Genomic DNA, 15562 nt, shown 5'->3' on the forward strand with positions numbered 1-15562 from the left:
CTCGGGGCGCACGCCCGGTCCCGGCCGGCGGCGCATCCTGGTTCACCGAATCTCCGAGGGGGAGCGGATGGCCGAGTTCATGACGGAGTCGACACGGCGCCCACCCGGCGCACCGCCCGCCGGCGACGGCGCACCGCCCCGTGACGCGGCCCCGGGCGAGCCCCACCCCCGGCAGCCCGCGGACGGCGCCGACGCCCCCGCCGCGGCCGGCGGCGGCACCGACGGGCACGACGCCGCGCTGATCCTGGAGCGGGCCAGGGCCGCGGTCGACCCCGAGCTGCGGGCGGCGGTGGACTCGTTGCCGGCCCCGATGCGCCGCATCGCGCGCTACCACTTCGGCTGGGAACAGGCCGACGGCACCCCGGCGGCGGGGCCCGCGGGCAAGGCGATCCGCCCGGCCCTGGTGCTCGCCGCGGCCGCCGCGCTCGGCGGGCCTGCGGCCCGGGCCGGCGCGGCACGTGCCGCCGCGGCGGTGGAACTGGTGCACAACTTCACGCTGCTGCACGACGACGTGATGGACCGGGACCCCACCCGCCGCCACCGGCCCACCGCCTGGCGGGTGTTCGGCGACGCCGACGCCGTCCTCGCCGGGGACGCCCTGCAGGCGCTGGCCCTGCGGGTGCTCGCCGAGGACCGGCACCCCGCCTCCCCGGCGGCCGCCGCCCGGCTCGCGGCCTGTGTCGTCGAGCTGTGCGCGGGCCAGCACGCCGACACGGCCCTGGAGCGACGCGCCCCCGAGGACGTCACGCTCCCCGAGGTGCTGGCCATGGCCGAGGCCAAGACGGGCGCGCTGCTGGGGTGCGCCTGCGCCGTCGGTGCGCTGTACGCCGGGGCGGGCGAGGAGGAGGTGGACGCGCTGGACACGTTCGGCCGGCAGGCCGGGCTCGCGTTCCAGCTGATCGACGACGTGATCGGCATATGGGGCGATCCCGCCCGCACCGGCAAGCCGGCCGGGGCGGACCTCGCGGCCCGCAAGAAGTCCCTGCCGGTCGTCGCCGCGCTGACCTCGGGCACGCCCGAGGCCGCCGAGCTGGCAGCGATCTACGCCCGGCCGCACCGTCCGGGCGAGGAGGAGAGCACGGCGCTGGTGGTCGAGCGCGCGGGTGGCCGGGACTGGGCCCAGTCCGAGGCGGGTGACCGGATGGCACGGGCCGTCGCCGACCTGGCCCGTGCCATCCCGGACCCCCGGGCGGCAGGCGGCCTGCTCGCCCTGGCGGAGTTCGTCACCCGCCGCACCAGCTGACCGCCGGGCAGCGACCGCGTCCGTCCCGGCCGCACGGCACCCGGCGGGCCGTACGGGGCACGAGCCGTCCGGCCCGCCGGGTGCTTCGGCGTGGCGGGTATGTCGTCCGCCGGCTGCCCGACGAGAACGTGTCTCGCGGACCCGTCACCGGACACGGACGCCGCTCCGGCCGGGCCGTGAACGACCGCACCCGGCCCCCGCCCGGAGCGCCGGCGCGGCGTTCCGGGAAGGGGACCGGGTGCGGTGAGAGATGCGGCGACCTGCGCGGCGCGGGTCACGGGCGAGCCGCCCGGGTCAGGCCTTCTTGGTCTCCCAGAAGATCTTGTCGATCTGGGCGATGTAGTCCAGCGCCTTCTGGCCGGTGGCCGGGTCGGTGGAGGCCTTGGCCGCGGAAAGCGCCTTCAGGGTGTCGTTGACCAGCTGGTGCAGCTCCGGGTACTTCTCGAAGTGCGGGGCCTTGAAGTAGTCGCTCCACAGAACCGAGACGTGGTGCTTGGCCAGCTCGGCGCGCTGCTCCTTGATGACCGCGGCACGGGCCTGGAAGTGCGGGTCGTCGTTGCCGGCCATCTTCTCCTGGATGGCCTTCACCGACTCCGCCTCGATGCGGGCCTGGGCCGGGTCGTACACGCCGCAGGGGAGGTCGCAGTGGGCGCTGACCTTGACCTTGGGGGCAAACAGGCGGGAAAGCATGGAGCATTCCTTCCTCGTGATCGTCTTCTCAGGTGGGACATTACTCCGTGCAAGGCGTGATTTCGCGAGTGCCCCCTAGGGCTTAGGACAAAAGTCCGGGGTCAGACTGGGAGCGGTGGAGGAACGGACCGGGGAGGTGCCGGTGATGCCGGAGCTGTCGCAGGAGACCGAGCGCAGGGTGGCCGTGCTGCCCTTCGGCCTGGCGGAGGTGAGCGGGCCGTCCATGGTGCCCACGCTTCACCACGGCGACCGGCTCGTGGTGCAGTACGGGGCCCGGATCAGGCCGGGCGACATCGTCGTGCTGCGGCACCCCTTCCAGCAGGATCTGCTCATCGTCAAGCGCGCGGCGGAGCGGCGCGAGAGCGGCTGGTGGGTGCTGGGGGACAACCCGTACGCGGGCGGTGACAGCACCGACTTCGGCACCGTGCCGGAGGAGCTGGTGCTGGCGAAGGTGTGGTTCCGTTACCGGCCGCGCACGCCCGCCGCGCGCTCCCCGCTGGCCTTGGTGCGCTGGGCGCTGTCGGCGGCCAGATTCGTGCGCCCCGACCGGTCGGCCTCCAGGCGCTTGCGGGCCCGGTAGGCGGCGACGTTGGCGCGGGTGGCGCAGCGGTCGGAGCAGTAGCGGCGCGAGCGGTTGGTGGAGGTGTCCAGGTAGGCGTTGCGGCAGGGCGCCGCCTGGCACAGGCCGAGGCGGTCCACTCCGTACTCGGTGAGGTGGAAGGCCAGGCCCATCGCCGCGATCGCCGCGTAGCCGGAGGTGGCATTGGACGGATGGTCCGCCAGGTGCATGTGCCACAGCGGGCGCCCGTCCTCGTCGCGCTGGTCGTGTCCGGAGATCTGCGGGCTGACCGGGAACTCCAGCAGCAGCGAGTTCAGCAGTGCCACGGCCAGGGTCTCGTCGCCCTGGTCGGCGGCCTCGAAGACGGCGCGGAGCCGGCTGCGCACCGAACGGAAACGGGTCACGTCGGCCTCGGTGGCGCGCCGGGCCGCCGAGGAGTTCTCGCCGAACAGCTCCCGGACCGCCTCCACCGACGTCAGCCGGTCCTTGCCCCGAGCGGGCTCCTCGCTGTTGACGAGCCGCACGGCGTAATCCGAGTAATAGGCCAGTTCCACTTGTAGTCCTTACCAGATCGCCCTAGGGTGGCGAGCGCGGTCTTGTAACGGCCGTTCCTGTCTACAGGGTATTACGCCCATCGCGCTCGGGAGGGTGACGATGACGGACTTCGGTATCACCGCGGCGGCCGCGGACTGGCAGGCCTGGCAGCGAAGCTGGGACCGGCAGCAGGAGTGGTACATGCCCGACCGCGAGGACCGCTTCCGCGTCATGCTGGACATGGTGGAGGCGCTGGTCGGCACCGCGCCGCGGGTGCTGGACCTGGCCTGCGGCACCGGCAGCATCACCGCCCGCCTGCTCGACCGCTTCCCGCGGGCCACCAGCACCGGTGTCGACCTCGACCCGGCGCTGCTCACCATCGCGCGAGGCACCTTCGAGGGCGACGCACGGGTCACCTTCGTCACCGCCGACCTGACGGACCCCGACTGGCCGGCGAAGCTGCCGTACGGCTCCTACGACGCCGTCCTGACCGCCACGGCCCTGCACTGGCTGCGCCGCGAACCCCTCGCCGCCCTCTACGGGCAGATCGCGGACCTGGTCCGCGACGGCGGTGTCTTCATGAACGCCGATCACATGACCGACGACACCACCCCGCGGATCAACGAGGCCGAACGCGCCCTGCGGCACGCACGCATGGAGCGGGCCAGGCAGGAGGGCGCCCTCGACTGGGCCGACTGGTGGCAGCTGGCCGCGCGGGACCCGGTGCTGGCGGAGCCGACGGCCCGCCGCTTCGAGATCTTCGGCGAGCACGCCGACGGTGAGACGCCCTCCGCCGCCTGGCACGCGGAGGTGCTGCGCGCCCAGGGCTTCTCGGAGGCCCGGCCGGTGTGGTGCTCGCCGTCCGACACGCTGCTGCTGGCGCTGAAGTAGCGGTGCCGGCCACACCGGGGACGAGGAGCGGTCGCGGCGCCGTGACCGCTCCCCGTCCCGCCAGGCGTGCGCTCCGGCTACAGCACCTTCGACAGGAACGACTGCGTCCGCTTGTGCTGCGGGTTGGTCAGCACGTCCCGCGGACGGCCGGACTCGACCACCACGCCCCCGTCCATGAACACCAGGCTGTCGCCGACCTCGCGGGCGAACCCCATCTCGTGGGTGACCACGATCATCGTCATGCCCGACTCGGCCAGATCCCGCATGACGTCCAGGACGTCACCGACCAGCTCCGGGTCGAGCGCCGAGGTCGGCTCGTCGAACAGCATGAGCTTGGGGTCCATGGCCAGCGCCCGGGCGATCGCCACGCGCTGCTGCTGCCCGCCGGACAGCTGGGACGGGTAGTGCCCGGCCCGGTCGGCCAGTCCCACCCGCGCCAGCAGGCTCATCGCGCGCTCGTGCGCGTCGGCCTTCCGCACGCCCTTGACCTGGACCGGCGCCTCCATGACGTTCTCCACGGCCGTCATGTGCGGGAACAGGTTGAACCGCTGGAAGACCATGCCGATGTCCCGGCGCTTCATGGCCACCTCGCGGTCGCGCAGCTCGTAGAGCTTGTCGCCCTGCTGCCGGTAGCCGACCAGCTCGCCGTCCACCCACAGCCGGCCGGCGTTGATCTTCTCCAGATGGTTGATGCAGCGCAGGAAGGTGGACTTGCCGGAGCCGGAGGGGCCGATGAGGCAGAACACCTCGCCCGCCCTGACCTCCAGGTCGATGCCCTTGAGGACCTCCACCTGACCGAAGGACTTGTGCACGCCCTCCGCCCTGACCATCGGCAGGTCGCCGCGGCCCGCGGGCACCTGCTGCTTGCTGAGCTTGCCGGTCATGCCATGCCTCCCTTGGGCCGGCCGACGGAGAACAGGTTCGCCTTGACCTTCTGCCACGGCGTCGGCGGCAGCCGGCGGCTGGAGCCGCGGGCGTAGTACCGCTCGAGGTAGTACTGGCCCACGCTCAGCACCGAGGTCAGGATCAGGTACCAGGCCGCGGCGAGGAAGTACATCTCCACCGGGGCACCGGAGACCTGGCCGATGTCCTGCGCGTACCGGAACAGCTCCGGGTACTGCACGGCCGCGACCAGCGAGGTCGTCTTCAGCATGTTGATGACCTCGTTGCCGGTCGGCGGCACGATCACCCGCATGGCCTGCGGGATGATGATCCGCCGCAGGGTCTTGCCGTGGCTCATGCCCAGCGCGTGGGCGGCCTCGGTCTGGCCCTCGTCCACGGCGAGCAGACCGGCGCGGCAGATCTCCGCCATGTACGCCGCCTCGTTCAGACCCAGGCCGAGCAGGGCCGTCAGCAGCGGCGTCATGAAGTTCGACCAGTAGTCCTTGTAGATCGGCATCAGGTCGATGTACTCGAAGACCAGGCCGAGGTTGAACCACAGGAACAGCTGCACCAGCACCGGGGTGCCGCGGAAGAACCAGATGTAGAACCAGGCGATGCCCGAGGTCACCGGGTTCTTCGACAGGCGCATCACGGCCAGCACGATGCCGCCGGCGACGCCGATGAGCATCGACAGCACCGTCAGCATCAGCGTCTTGCCGACGCCGGTCATGATCCGGTGGTCGAAGAAGTAGTCGGGAACGGCCTGCCAGTTGATCTTGCCCTGGCTGAACGCGTACACGATCGCGGCCAGCACGGCGAGGGCGACCAGGGCGGTGACGTACCGCCCGTAGTGGCGGACCGGGATGGCCTTGACGGGCTGGGGCGGGGCCGGGGGCGAGTCCAGGGGACCCGCCGTCTTGTCGATGTCAGCAGTCACGGGTGTGCCTCTCGGTGGCCGCTCGGTCCGGTCACTTGCCGCCGTTGATGACGGATTCCTTCACGGCGCCGTCCTGTGCGCCCCACTTCTCGAGGATCTTCTGGTACTCGCCGTTTTGGATGATCGCGTTCACGGCGGCCCGCAGCGCGTCTCGCAGCTGCGTGTCCTTCTTGCCGACGGCGATGCCGTAGGGGGCGGCCTGGACCTGCTCGCCCACGATCTGGAAGTCCTTGCCGCCGCCGGAGGTCTTCACCGCGTACGCCGCCACCGGGAAGTCGGCGGACACCGCGTCCGCGCCGCCCGAGCGCAGCCGGGTCTCGGCCTGCTGGTTGTCGTCGAAGGCCTCGATGGTGAGCTTCTTGCCGCTCGGACACTTCTCCGCCTCGGCCTTGGCGAGGTCCTCCGAGACGGTGCCGCGCTCGACCGCGAGCTTCTTGCCGCACAGATCCGGCCAGGACGTGATGCCCCGGGTGTCGCCCTTGCGCGTGTAGAGGGAGACACCGGCGCTGAGGTAGTCGACGAAGTCCACTCCCTCGCCGACCTTCTTGCCGGTGTCGGGGTCCACGCCCTGCTGGCGGCTTGAGTTGTCGGTCATCGCCGACATGGCGATCCTGTAGCGGCCGGACCGCAGGCCGGTGAGCAGCGCGTCGAAGGTGCCGTTGTGGAACTCGAACCTGACCCCGAGCTGCTTGCCCAGAGCGGCCGCGAGGTCGGGGTCGAGGCCGACGACCTTGCCGGAGTCGTCTCTGAACTCGACCGGCGCGTAGGCGATGTCGGAGCCGACGTCGATGACACCCTTGCCGCGGATGTCCGCAGGGAGCAGGTGGGCGAGCGGAGCCGAGGCGGACGCGCCCGCGTCGGACGATTCCGCGTTCTTGGTCTGGTCACCGCAGCCGGTGAGCGTCAGGGCGCCTGCGACCGCGATCGCACCGACCACGGCCAGACGGGGGTGTGTGGCGGTCGGACGACGCGTGGAGCGTGCGGTCATGGTGGGTTCCTCCGGCGGTGGGTGGAGTTGCCGTTCGGTCGCCGACAACACACACCTTCGGGTGTCGCGACCTCGTGTGATTGACGCATCTTGCCATCGGGCCTGCGCCATTCAGGGCAGTCGCGATGTCAAAATCGCATAACAGGTGGCCGTGCAACCGCGTGTCGCCGTCGGACGGCACAGGACGCTGTGCAAGAACACTTCCTTCCGGCAGGAAGAACTCCGGCCGGTCTCGGGATGTGGGCCGTCGGAGCGGTGTTTTCACGCCACCCTGCGGTTGTGGCGGGCCCTTGTCCATGCTTTGTCCGCATATTGAGCCATGTGTCGCATCGCCGTCATGTGACCTTCGCGTTACCGACTCGTCGTCGGCCCCGTCCGTCCGGTATGAAGGTTCCTTACACCCCTCATCCGGGGCTCAGGGCGCGTGTGCGGCGCGCCCGTCGCGTACGTGCCCGCACGCATCACTGACTGGGTCGTACGCGGTCCCGCCCACCCCTCACCAGGAGTGGCCACCCTCGATCCATGACCGTTAAGGGGTAAAGACACCGTGGCAGCGGAGATCGTCAATCCTTGCAGCGACAGCACGGACCAGGACGGCGGAGCAGAGCCGCTCGATTCCTTCGACCCGGCCTTCGCGCTGCACCGCGGCGGCAAGATGGCCGTGCAGGCCACCGTGCCGGTCCGGGACAAGGACGACCTGTCCCTGGCGTACACACCCGGCGTCGCGCGGGTGTGCACCGCCATCGCCGAGCAGCCCGAGCTGGTGCACGACTACACGTGGACGTCGTCCGTCGTGGCCGTCGTGACCGACGGCACGGCCGTGCTGGGGCTCGGAGACATCGGTCCCCGGGCCTCCCTTCCCGTGATGGAGGGCAAGGCGATCCTCTTCAAGCAGTTCGGCGGCGTGGACGCGGTGCCGATCGCCCTGGACTGCACCGACACCGACGAGATCGTCGACACCGTGGTGCGCCTGGCGCCGTCGTTCGGCGGCATCAACCTGGAGGACATCTCCGCGCCGCGCTGCTTCGAGATCGAGCGCAGGCTCCAGGAGCGCCTGGACATCCCGGTCTTCCACGACGACCAGCACGGCACGGCGGTCGTGACCCTCGCGGCGCTGCGCAACGCCGCCCGGCTGAGCGGACGCGCCCTCGGCGACCTGCGGGCCGTGATCTCCGGCGCGGGCGCGGCCGGGGTCGCCATCGCCCGGATGCTGGTCGGGGCCGGCATCGGCGATGTCGCGGTGGCCGACCGCAAGGGCATCGTGTCGGCGGACCGGAAGGACCTCACCCCGGTCAAGCGGGAGCTGGCCTCCTTCACCAACAAGGCCCGGCTCAGCGGGTCCCTGAAGGACGCGCTCGCCGGTGCGGATGTGTTCATCGGCGTCTCCGGCGGCACGGTGCCCGAGGAGGCCGTCGCGTCGATGGCAAAGGGCGCCTTCGTCTTCGCCATGGCCAACCCGGACCCGGAGATCCACCCGGACGTCGCGCACACGTACGCGGCGGTCGTGGCCACCGGGCGGTCGGACTTCCCCAACCAGATCAACAACGTCCTGGCCTTCCCCGGCATCTTCGCCGGCGCGCTGCAGGTGCGGGCGTCCCGGATCACCGAGGGCATGAAGCTCGCGGCGGCCGAGGCACTGGCCGGGGTCGTCGGGGACGACCTCGCCGCGGACTACGTCATCCCCTCGCCGTTCGACGAGCGGGTGGCCCCCGCCGTGACGGCGGCGGTCGCGGCCGCGGCCCGCGCCGAGGGCGTGGCCCGGCGCTGACCCGACGGGACCGGCCGCCGCGGACGGGGCGCCGTCCGGCCTGCGCGACGTGGCCGGCGTGACGCGTCCGGCCTCACCGCCCCGCACCGGCCGCACCGGACCGGGCCGCGCGGCCCCGCCCGCACGCACGGGCGGGGCCGCACGGTGTCCCGGGGGACGGGACACGGGGGACCGGGCCGGGCCCGGCGGGGCGCCGGGCGCGGTCCCCGGGGGGCGTCACGCGGGCCGGGGGAGCGCGCCGGGCGCGGGCGGTCGTGCCCGTGCCGTCCTGTCGGGGGACGGCTCGGCAAGAGGGCGTGTGTCACAGGGCGGCGAGGTACCGCGGGCGGGTCCGTGCCCCTATCGTCAAGGTCATGTTCGCTGTCTACGCCGCCCGAATCGACCGCGACCAGCCGCTGAACGGGCTGGAGACGGGGGAGCGCCCGGCCCCCGAGGCCCGCCCCGGCTGGAGCACCGTCAACGTCAGGGCCGCCTCCCTGAACCACCACGACCTGTGGTCGCTCAAGGGAGTCGGCCTGTCCGAGGACAAGCTGCCGATGATCCTCGGCTGCGACGCCGCCGGCGTCGACGAGGACGGCAACGAGGTCGTGCTGCACTCCGTCATCGGACAGAGCGGGCACGGCGTCGGGCCCCGGGAGCCGAGGTCCATCCTGACCGAGCGTTACCAGGGCACCTTCGCCGAGCAGGTGGCGGTGCCCACCTGGAACCTGCTGCCCAAGCCCAAGGGCCTCTCCTTCGAGGAGGCCGCCTGCCTGCCCACGGCCTGGCTGACCGCGTACCGGATGCTGTTCACCAACGCAGGGGTGCGACCCGGCGACTCCGTCCTCGTGCAGGGTGCCGGCGGCGGCGTCGCCACCGCCGCCATCGTGCTCGGCAAGGCCGCGGGGCTGAAGGTGTTCGCCACCAGCCGGGACGAGGCCAAGCGCAAGCGGGCCCTGGAACTGGGCGCCGTGGAGGCCGTCGAGCCGGGCGCGCGGCTGCCGCAGCGGGTGGACGCCGTGCTGGAGACGGTGGGCGCGGCCACCTGGTCCCACTCGGTGAAGTCGCTCCGCCCCGGCGGCACCCTCGTCATCTCCGGTGCCACCAGCGGCGACCGGCCCTCCCACGCCGAGCTGACCCGCATCTTCTTCCTGGAGCTGAAGGTGGTCGGGTCCACGATGGGCACCAAGGACGAGCTGGAGGACCTGCTCTCCTTCTGCGACACCACCGGCGTGCGTCCCGTCATCGACGAGATCCTCCCGCTCGACCGGGCCCGCGAGGGGTTCGAACGGATGGCGTCGGGCGGCCAGTTCGGCAAGATCGTCTTCACCGTCGGCTGACCGGCACGGCACCGGCGGGCGCCCCGGCCCGCCAGGTGCCGGGCGACCGGGACGGCCGTGCCCGGCCGCCCGGTCGCGCCCGCCGTCACTTCTGCGGAGCGCGCAGCAGCGCCCCGATACGGGCGGCCGCCTCGGACAAGTGATGCCGGGTTGCGCGGAGTTGTTCCGCGGTGACGCCGTGGTCGCGGGCCGCGTCGCGGATGTCGTCCCGGAAGCGGTCCAGCAGCCGGTCCAGATCGCGGGCCGGGTCGCCGGTGAACTCCTCGTGCGCCCAGGCCGGTTCGTAGGCGGCGGGGAAGTCCTCGGGGGTCTGGGAGTACTCGGGGTGCTGGTACTGGGTGCCGTTCGCCGGACGGGCGAAGCCGAAGTCCTTGCCGAACTCCTTGCCGAAGCTGCCCACCTCCTTGGCCAGTTCGGCCAGGCCCTCCCGCACCCCGGTCGGCCAGTCGCCGCGGGCGAAGTGGTCCTGCACCTGCTGCTGGATCCGGCGGGCGATGCGCTGGAGTTCCTCCTGCGCCTGCGCACGGGCCCGCTCCTGGGCCTCCTTCGCCTGGCGCCGGGCCCGCTGCGCCTCCTCGCGCGCCCGGCGGCTCTCGTCCTTGGCGCGGCGGGCCTGCTCCTTCCACTCCTGCTTGACGCGCCGCATCTCCTCCTTCGCGGCCTGCCACGCCTCCCGCTCGTCCACGAAGCCGTGCTCCCCGGCCCCGCCGCCGGAGGCACCCTGCCGGGCCTGGGAGGCCTGGGCACGCATCTCGCGCCGCAGCTTGCCCGCGGCGCCGCGCACATCGGCGCGGATCTCGGCGGCCAGCTCCGCCACCGACTCGCGGATCTCCAGCTCCAGGTCGGCCAGTTCGCCGCTGCGGTCGGCGAGTTCGGCACGGCCGGCGTCGGTGATGGCGTACACCTTGCGGCCGCCCTCGGTGGTGTGGGTGACCAGGCCCTCGGCCTCCAGCTTGGCCAGCCGCGGGTAGACGGTGCCGGCCGACGGCGCGTACAGGCCCTGGAAGCGCTCCTCCAGGAGGCGGATCACCTCGTAGCCGTGGCGCGGCGCCTCGTCCAGCAGCTTGAGCAGGTACAGGCGGAGGCGGCCGTGAGCGAAGACGGGAGGCATGTCAGAGCACCTTCTTGTCGGTCGTGCCGTCGGTCGTGCCGTCCGTCGCGGGGCCGGTCCCGGGGGCGGCCGGGGTGCCGCCGGGGTCGGTGTCCGAGGCGGCCTCCCAGCTTTCCTCTGCCGCCGGCGGACGCCGCAGCAGGGCGATCGAACCGGAGGCCGTGCTCGCCTTCACCCTGCCGCGGCCGGTGCCCAGCCGGCCGGTGATCCGCTTGGCGCCCCACTGGCCGTCGACCCGCAGGTCCTCGAACGCGTTGGACACCGTACCGCTCGCGGTGTTCGCCTCCACCCGGGTGTCCGCCGGATGGGGCAGCCGTATGGCGATCTCCCCGGAGACGCTGGTCAGAGTGACTTCGGTGGGCCGGTCCGCCGGGTCCAGGTCGACGATCATGGAGCCGCTCACCGAGTCCGCACGGACCGACGTTCCGGTGCCCTCCACCACCGTCAGATCCCCGGAGACCGAGTGGAACCGCAGATCCCCGGAGAGGGCCTGGGCCTCGACGGCGCCGGAGACGGTGTCCGCGGTGACCGGACCGGTCAGGCCCACCAGCGTGATGTCCCCGGTGACGCCCCGTACCGCCGTGGCCCCGCTGATGCCCGACACCATGGCGGCGGCGCCGACGACGCCCACCTCGACCCGGGTGGCAGCCGGGACGGCCAGCGTGACCACGGCGCTGCGCCGCCATCCCTTGGGGTCGAACCACTTCAGGAAGCCCTTCCAGGGCAGGTCCTCGTACGCCACCGTGAGCGTGCCGTCCTGCTGGGTCACCACCAGCGGTGGCCCCTCGATCTCGGAGACCTCCAGGCGGGCGGGGGTCTCGTCGGTGCCGACCACGTTCACCGCGCCCTGGACGATGCGGACGCTGAGCCGGGTCACGGGTTCGTCGAAGGCGAGCTTCACCGGCTCCCCTACGGACCACTCGGACATGGGGCAGACCTCCTCTAGCGGGCCGGGCCACGCGGGTGAGCGGCACCGGAGACAGGACCGGGGAACACGAGCGGGCGTCGGCACGGCCGACGCGTCATATCGCATCCTCGATAGACACGATATATCGCGGTTGTGCGGTGTCAAGACGCAACGTGACGCTCCGTGAAAACGACGAAGCGCCCCCGAAGGGGCGCAGGGGCACCGGCCGGACCGCCACCGGCCCGACCGTCGCTGACCGGACCGCCACCGGCCCGACCGTCACCGGCCGGGCCGTCATGGCCGGGCCGGCCGTACGGGTGCGGCCGGTGCTGCCGGTCCTACTCGTCCTCGTCGTCCAGCCGCGCGAGCCAGGTCGCCAGGCGTTCCACCGGCACCTCGAAGTCCGGGTTCAGATCGACGAAGGTGCGCAGTTGCTCGGCGAGCCACTCGAAGGTGATCTCCTCCTCGCCGCGCCGCTTCTCGAGTTCTTCGATGCCGCGGTCGGTGAAGTACATGGATGGTGCTCCGTCGTTCGGTGAAGGACAGGACTCCAGGATAGGAGCGGCCCGGACCGCCGGAGTCCGCCGAGCCCCTCAGAAGCTCTTCCAGGTGCTCTTCCAGGTGCTCTTCTAGGTGCTCTCTAGGTGCCTTCGAGTCACCGCCCGCAGCCTCATGGAAGCCAATTCATCTGGCTGACCGAAATGCATCCGTTACATCGCGGGGAAGGTCATGAGGCGGAGAGTTGCAATCACCGGAATCGGTGTGACGGCGCCCGGAGGCATCGGAGCCAAAGCGTTTTGGGAGGCCATCTCGGCGGGTCGGACCGCGACGCGCACAATCAGTCTTTTCAACGCCGAGGGGTACCGCTCGCGTATTGCCGCAGAATGTGATTTCGATCCCGCCGCACACGGCTTGACACCCCGCGAGACGCGGCGCATGGACCGGGCCGCGCAGCTCGCCGTGGTCAGTGCCCGCGAGGCCCTCGCGGACAGCGGCATCGCGGACAGCCCCCCGGAGCCGGACCGGATGGGCGTGGTCATCGGCAGCGCCGTCGGCTGCAGCATGAGCCTGGAGCGGGAGTACGCCGTCACCAGCGACTCCGGCCGGCAGTGGGTCGTCGACCACGCCTACACCTCGCCCCATCTGTACGCCCAGTTCGTGCCCAGCTCGCTGGCCGCCGAGGTGGCCTGGCTGGCCGGGGCGGAGGGGCCCGCCACCGTCGTCTCCGACGGCTGCACCTCCGGCCTGGACGCCCTGGGACACGCGCTGGAACTGATCCGGGAGGGTTCGGCCGACGTCGTCGTGGCCGGTGCGACCGACGCCCCCATATCGCCGATCACGGTCGCCTGCTTCGACGCCATCAAGGCCACCTCGCCCCGCAACGACGACCCCGCCACCGCCTCCCGGCCCTTCGACCGCACCCGTGACGGCTTCGTGCTCGGCGAGGGCTCGGCCGTGATGATCCTGGAGGAGCTCCAGCACGCGCTGCGGCGCGGCGCGCACGTGTACGCCGAGGTCGCGGGCTTCGCCACGCGCAGCAACGCCTACCACATGACCGGCCTGAAGGCCGACGGGCGGGAGATGGCGGAGGCCATCCGCCACGCTCTCGACGACGCCCGCACCAACCCCGAGGACATCGGGTACGTCAACGCGCACGGCTCCGGCACCAAGCAGAACGACCGCCACGAGACGGCCGCCGTCAAACGCGCCCTGGGCCGGCACGCGTACGCCGCCCCGATGAGCTCCATCAAGTCGATGATCGGGCACTCCCTCGGCGCCATCGGCGCCCTGGAGGCCGCCGCCTGCGCCCTGGCCGTCGAGCACGGCCTGCTGCCGCCCACCGCCAACCTGCACGAACCCGACCCCGAGCTGGACCTCGACTACATCCCGCTGCACGCCCGGGAGAAGCGGGTCGACGCGGTGCTCAGCGTCGGCAGCGGCTTCGGCGGCTTCCAGAGCGCCCTCGTGCTCACCCGTCCCGAAAGGAGCGCCGCATGACACCCACCGCGGTCATCACCGGCCTCGGCGTGATCGCGCCGAACGGTGTGGGCACCGAGCAGTTCTGGTCGGCGACGCTGCGCGCCGAGACCGGCATCCGCCCGCTGGAGCGCTTCGACCCCGAGCCCTACCCGGCACGGCTGGCCGGGCAGGTGGCGGACGAGGCGTTCGACCCCCGCGCGCACCTGCCGGGCCGGCTGCTGCCGCAGACCGACCGGATGACGCGGATGGCCCTGGCCGCCGCCGACTGGGCGCTTGCCGACGCGGGCGTGGACCCGAGGGACGGGGACGGCTTCGACCGGGGCGTGATCACCGCCAGCGCCTCCGGCGGGTACGAGTTCGGTCAGCGCGAGCTGCAGAACCTGTGGAGCAAGGGGCCCGAGCACGTCAGTGCCTACCAGTCGTTCGCATGGTTCTACGCCGTCAACACCGGCCAGATCTCCATCCGCAACGGCATGCGCGGCCCGAGCGGCGTCGTCGTCGGCGAGCAGGCCGGCGGGCTCGACGCCCTCGGCCAGGCCCGCCGCGCCATCCGCGGCGGCACCCCGCTGATCGTCAGCGGGGCCGTCGACAGCGCCCTGAACCCCTGGGGCTGGATCGCACACCTGTCCACGAACCGGATCAGCACCCGGGAGTGCGCCGACGAGGCGTATCTGCCGTTCTCCCCGCGCGCCTGCGGCCATGTGCCGGGGGAGGGCGGCGCGATCCTCGTGGTCGAGGAGGCCGGCGCGGTACGGCGTCGGGGCGGCCGCTGCTACGGCGTCGTCGCGGGCTACGCCGCCGGCTTCGACCCCGTGCCCGGCTCCGGCCGCCCGCCCGCGCTGCGCCGTGTCGTCGAGCGGGCGCTGGCCGACGCGGGGGTGGCGCCCGGCGAGGTGGACGCCGTCTTCGCCGACGCGGCCGGCTCCCCGGACCTGGACGAGCGGGAGGCGGAGGCGATCCGCGCCGTCTTCGGGCCGATGGGCGTGCCGGTGTGCGCGCCCAAGGCGCTGACCGGCCGGCTCAATTCCGGCGGGGCGCCCCTCGACGTGGTGGCCGCGCTGCTGAGCATGCGCGACGGCGTGCTCCCGCCGGCCGGTCCGGTCGACCGGGCCCGCGAGGACTACGGCATCGATCTGGTGACCGGCGGCCCGCGCCCGCACCGGGTGCGCACCGCCTGCGTCCTGGCCCGCGGCACGGGCGGGTTCACCAGCGCGCTCGTGCTCACGGCAGCGGACGACCGGGTAACCGGCGGCGCCCCCGCCGGCGACCGGTGACCCCATCACCCGCAGAGAGGAAACAGCGATGACCGCACTGACCCTGGAAGCGCTCGTCCGCATCCTGCGCGAGAGCGCGGGCGAGGACGAGGGCGTCGATCTCGGCGGCGACATAGCCGACACCGCTTTCACCGACCTCGGATACGACTCGCTGGCGCTGCTGGAGACCCTGGGCCGCGTCCAGCGCGACTACGGCGTCACCCTGGACGACGATCTGCTGGCCACCGCTCAGACCCCGCGCCAGTTCCTCGATGCCGTCAACGAGGTCATCGCGGCCGGCGTCTGACAACGTCCCGAGTCCGGCGCGGCGCCTTTGTGCGCCGGGCGCCGCGCCGGGCGTAAGAGCTCCTTTACCCGCGACGGGGGAGTAACAAACTTTAAGAACCATTGACTCGTGCAGTCATCCCTTCGCATAGGATGCCTGTGACCAGTAGGGCGGAATAATGCAATTAACCACTCCTTCAAGTCGGTGGGAAATT

The 15562-nt window shown here is 72.2% G+C and carries 16 protein-coding genes; 8 read left to right on the forward strand and 8 right to left on the reverse strand.

Features of this window, described 5'->3' with window-relative positions:
- Positions 1-67 precede the first annotated feature (67 nt).
- Positions 68-1243 carry a family 2 encapsulin nanocompartment cargo protein polyprenyl transferase gene (locus IE286_RS06080; protein ID WP_189795571.1) on the forward strand — a complete coding sequence of 392 codons (1176 nt, stop codon included), beginning with the start codon at positions 68-70 and terminating at the stop codon, positions 1241-1243.
- 294 nt (positions 1244-1537) lie between these two features.
- On the opposite strand, the gene sodN is transcribed toward IE286_RS06080, so the two are convergent.
- On the reverse strand, positions 1538-1933 hold the full coding sequence (sodN, locus tag IE286_RS06085; RefSeq protein WP_189795572.1) for a superoxide dismutase, Ni: 396 nt from the start codon (positions 1931-1933) through the stop codon (positions 1538-1540).
- A 145-nt stretch (positions 1934-2078) separates the two neighbouring features.
- Between sodN and sodX the strand changes: the two genes are divergently transcribed.
- Positions 2079-2513 (forward strand): nickel-type superoxide dismutase maturation protease, encoded by a 435-nt coding sequence (gene sodX, locus IE286_RS06090; RefSeq protein ID WP_189795702.1) that lies wholly within the window; start codon positions 2079-2081, stop codon positions 2511-2513.
- Here the strand turns inward: sodX and IE286_RS06095 are convergent.
- The gene (locus IE286_RS06095) at positions 2396-3046 is read right to left on the reverse strand and encodes a CGNR zinc finger domain-containing protein (RefSeq protein ID WP_189795573.1); all 651 of its coding nucleotides are present in this window, start codon (positions 3044-3046) and stop codon (positions 2396-2398) included. The two genes, sodX and IE286_RS06095, sit on opposite strands and share 118 nt — an antisense overlap.
- A gap of 100 nt (positions 3047-3146) precedes the next feature.
- On the opposite strand from IE286_RS06095, the gene IE286_RS06100 reads away from it, so the two are divergent.
- Positions 3147-3917 (forward strand): class I SAM-dependent methyltransferase, encoded by a 771-nt coding sequence (locus IE286_RS06100; protein ID WP_189795574.1) that lies wholly within the window; start codon positions 3147-3149, stop codon positions 3915-3917.
- Positions 3918-3994: 77 nt separating this feature from the next.
- On the opposite strand, the gene IE286_RS06105 is transcribed toward IE286_RS06100, so the two are convergent.
- Genes IE286_RS06105 through IE286_RS06115 form a run of 3 tightly spaced genes read right to left on the reverse strand, consistent with a single transcriptional unit; the run spans position 3995 to position 6724 of the window.
- Positions 3995-4747 (reverse strand): amino acid ABC transporter ATP-binding protein, encoded by a 753-nt coding sequence (locus tag IE286_RS06105; protein WP_189795703.1) that lies wholly within the window; start codon positions 4745-4747, stop codon positions 3995-3997.
- A gap of 50 nt (positions 4748-4797) precedes the next feature.
- On the reverse strand, positions 4798-5736 hold the full coding sequence (locus IE286_RS06110) for an amino acid ABC transporter permease (protein ID WP_189795575.1): 939 nt from the start codon (positions 5734-5736) through the stop codon (positions 4798-4800).
- A 31-nt stretch (positions 5737-5767) separates the two neighbouring features.
- Positions 5768-6724 carry an ABC transporter substrate-binding protein gene (locus IE286_RS06115; RefSeq protein WP_189795576.1) on the reverse strand — a complete coding sequence of 319 codons (957 nt, stop codon included), beginning with the start codon at positions 6722-6724 and terminating at the stop codon, positions 5768-5770.
- Positions 6725-7271: 547 nt separating this feature from the next.
- Between IE286_RS06115 and IE286_RS06120 the strand changes: the two genes are divergently transcribed.
- Both IE286_RS06120 and IE286_RS06125 read left to right on the forward strand, forming a co-directional pair.
- Positions 7272-8492 (forward strand): NAD(P)-dependent malic enzyme, encoded by a 1221-nt coding sequence (locus IE286_RS06120; protein WP_189795577.1) that lies wholly within the window; start codon positions 7272-7274, stop codon positions 8490-8492.
- A 353-nt stretch (positions 8493-8845) separates the two neighbouring features.
- The gene (locus IE286_RS06125) at positions 8846-9811 is read left to right on the forward strand and encodes a zinc-binding dehydrogenase (RefSeq protein WP_189795578.1); all 966 of its coding nucleotides are present in this window, start codon (positions 8846-8848) and stop codon (positions 9809-9811) included.
- 85 nt (positions 9812-9896) lie between these two features.
- On the opposite strand, the gene IE286_RS06130 is transcribed toward IE286_RS06125, so the two are convergent.
- From IE286_RS06130 to IE286_RS06140, 3 genes are all read right to left on the reverse strand, one after another.
- Positions 9897-10922 carry a PadR family transcriptional regulator gene (locus tag IE286_RS06130; RefSeq protein ID WP_189795579.1) on the reverse strand — a complete coding sequence of 342 codons (1026 nt, stop codon included), beginning with the start codon at positions 10920-10922 and terminating at the stop codon, positions 9897-9899.
- 1 nt (position 10923) lies between these two features.
- Positions 10924-11850, reverse strand: a complete 927-nt coding sequence (locus tag IE286_RS06135; protein WP_189795580.1) for a DUF4097 family beta strand repeat-containing protein — start codon at positions 11848-11850, stop codon at positions 10924-10926.
- A gap of 317 nt (positions 11851-12167) precedes the next feature.
- Positions 12168-12344, reverse strand: coding sequence for a DUF6104 family protein (locus tag IE286_RS06140; RefSeq protein WP_168131569.1), 177 nt, complete (start codon positions 12342-12344; stop codon positions 12168-12170).
- A gap of 214 nt (positions 12345-12558) precedes the next feature.
- On the opposite strand from IE286_RS06140, the gene IE286_RS06145 reads away from it, so the two are divergent.
- Genes IE286_RS06145 through IE286_RS06155 form a run of 3 tightly spaced genes read left to right on the forward strand, consistent with a single transcriptional unit; the run spans position 12559 to position 15369 of the window.
- Positions 12559-13827, forward strand: coding sequence for a beta-ketoacyl-[acyl-carrier-protein] synthase family protein (locus IE286_RS06145; protein ID WP_189795581.1), 1269 nt, complete (start codon positions 12559-12561; stop codon positions 13825-13827).
- Positions 13824-15083: a ketosynthase chain-length factor gene (locus IE286_RS06150; RefSeq protein WP_189795582.1), complete on the forward strand. Its 1260-nt coding sequence runs from the start codon at positions 13824-13826 to the stop codon at positions 15081-15083. The genes IE286_RS06145 and IE286_RS06150 overlap by 4 nt, the downstream gene beginning before the upstream one ends.
- Positions 15084-15111: 28 nt before the next feature.
- A complete protein-coding gene (locus tag IE286_RS06155; RefSeq protein ID WP_189795583.1) occupies positions 15112-15369 on the forward strand; it encodes an acyl carrier protein in 258 nt (85 codons plus the stop codon).
- Positions 15370-15562 lie beyond the last annotated feature (193 nt).

The organism is Streptomyces thermodiastaticus (assembly GCF_014656135.1).
Lineage (GTDB): Bacteria > Actinomycetota > Actinomycetes > Streptomycetales > Streptomycetaceae > Streptomyces > Streptomyces thermodiastaticus.

What these genes read in the sequence shown, in the direction of transcription:
- IE286_RS06080 (WP_189795571.1), top strand. Translation starts at nt 68, where the DNA reads ATGGCCGAGTTCATGACGGAGTCGACACGGCGCCCACCCGGCGCACCG.
- sodN (WP_189795572.1), bottom strand. Translation starts at nt 1,933, where the DNA reads ATGCTTTCCCGCCTGTTTGCCCCCAAGGTCAAGGTCAGCGCCCACTGC.
- sodX (WP_189795702.1), top strand. Translation starts at nt 2,079, where the DNA reads ATGCCGGAGCTGTCGCAGGAGACCGAGCGCAGGGTGGCCGTGCTGCCC.
- IE286_RS06100 (WP_189795574.1), top strand. Translation starts at nt 3,147, where the DNA reads ATGACGGACTTCGGTATCACCGCGGCGGCCGCGGACTGGCAGGCCTGG.
- IE286_RS06105 (WP_189795703.1), bottom strand. Translation starts at nt 4,747, where the DNA reads ATGGTCAGGGCGGAGGGCGTGCACAAGTCCTTCGGTCAGGTGGAGGTC.
- IE286_RS06115 (WP_189795576.1), bottom strand. Translation starts at nt 6,724, where the DNA reads ATGACCGCACGCTCCACGCGTCGTCCGACCGCCACACACCCCCGTCTG.
- IE286_RS06125 (WP_189795578.1), top strand. Translation starts at nt 8,846, where the DNA reads ATGTTCGCTGTCTACGCCGCCCGAATCGACCGCGACCAGCCGCTGAAC.
- IE286_RS06130 (WP_189795579.1), bottom strand. Translation starts at nt 10,922, where the DNA reads ATGCCTCCCGTCTTCGCTCACGGCCGCCTCCGCCTGTACCTGCTCAAG.
- IE286_RS06135 (WP_189795580.1), bottom strand. Translation starts at nt 11,850, where the DNA reads ATGTCCGAGTGGTCCGTAGGGGAGCCGGTGAAGCTCGCCTTCGACGAA.
- IE286_RS06140 (WP_168131569.1), bottom strand. Translation starts at nt 12,344, where the DNA reads ATGTACTTCACCGACCGCGGCATCGAAGAACTCGAGAAGCGGCGCGGC.
- IE286_RS06145 (WP_189795581.1), top strand. Translation starts at nt 12,559, where the DNA reads ATGAGGCGGAGAGTTGCAATCACCGGAATCGGTGTGACGGCGCCCGGA.
- IE286_RS06150 (WP_189795582.1), top strand. Translation starts at nt 13,824, where the DNA reads ATGACACCCACCGCGGTCATCACCGGCCTCGGCGTGATCGCGCCGAAC.
- IE286_RS06155 (WP_189795583.1), top strand. Translation starts at nt 15,112, where the DNA reads ATGACCGCACTGACCCTGGAAGCGCTCGTCCGCATCCTGCGCGAGAGC.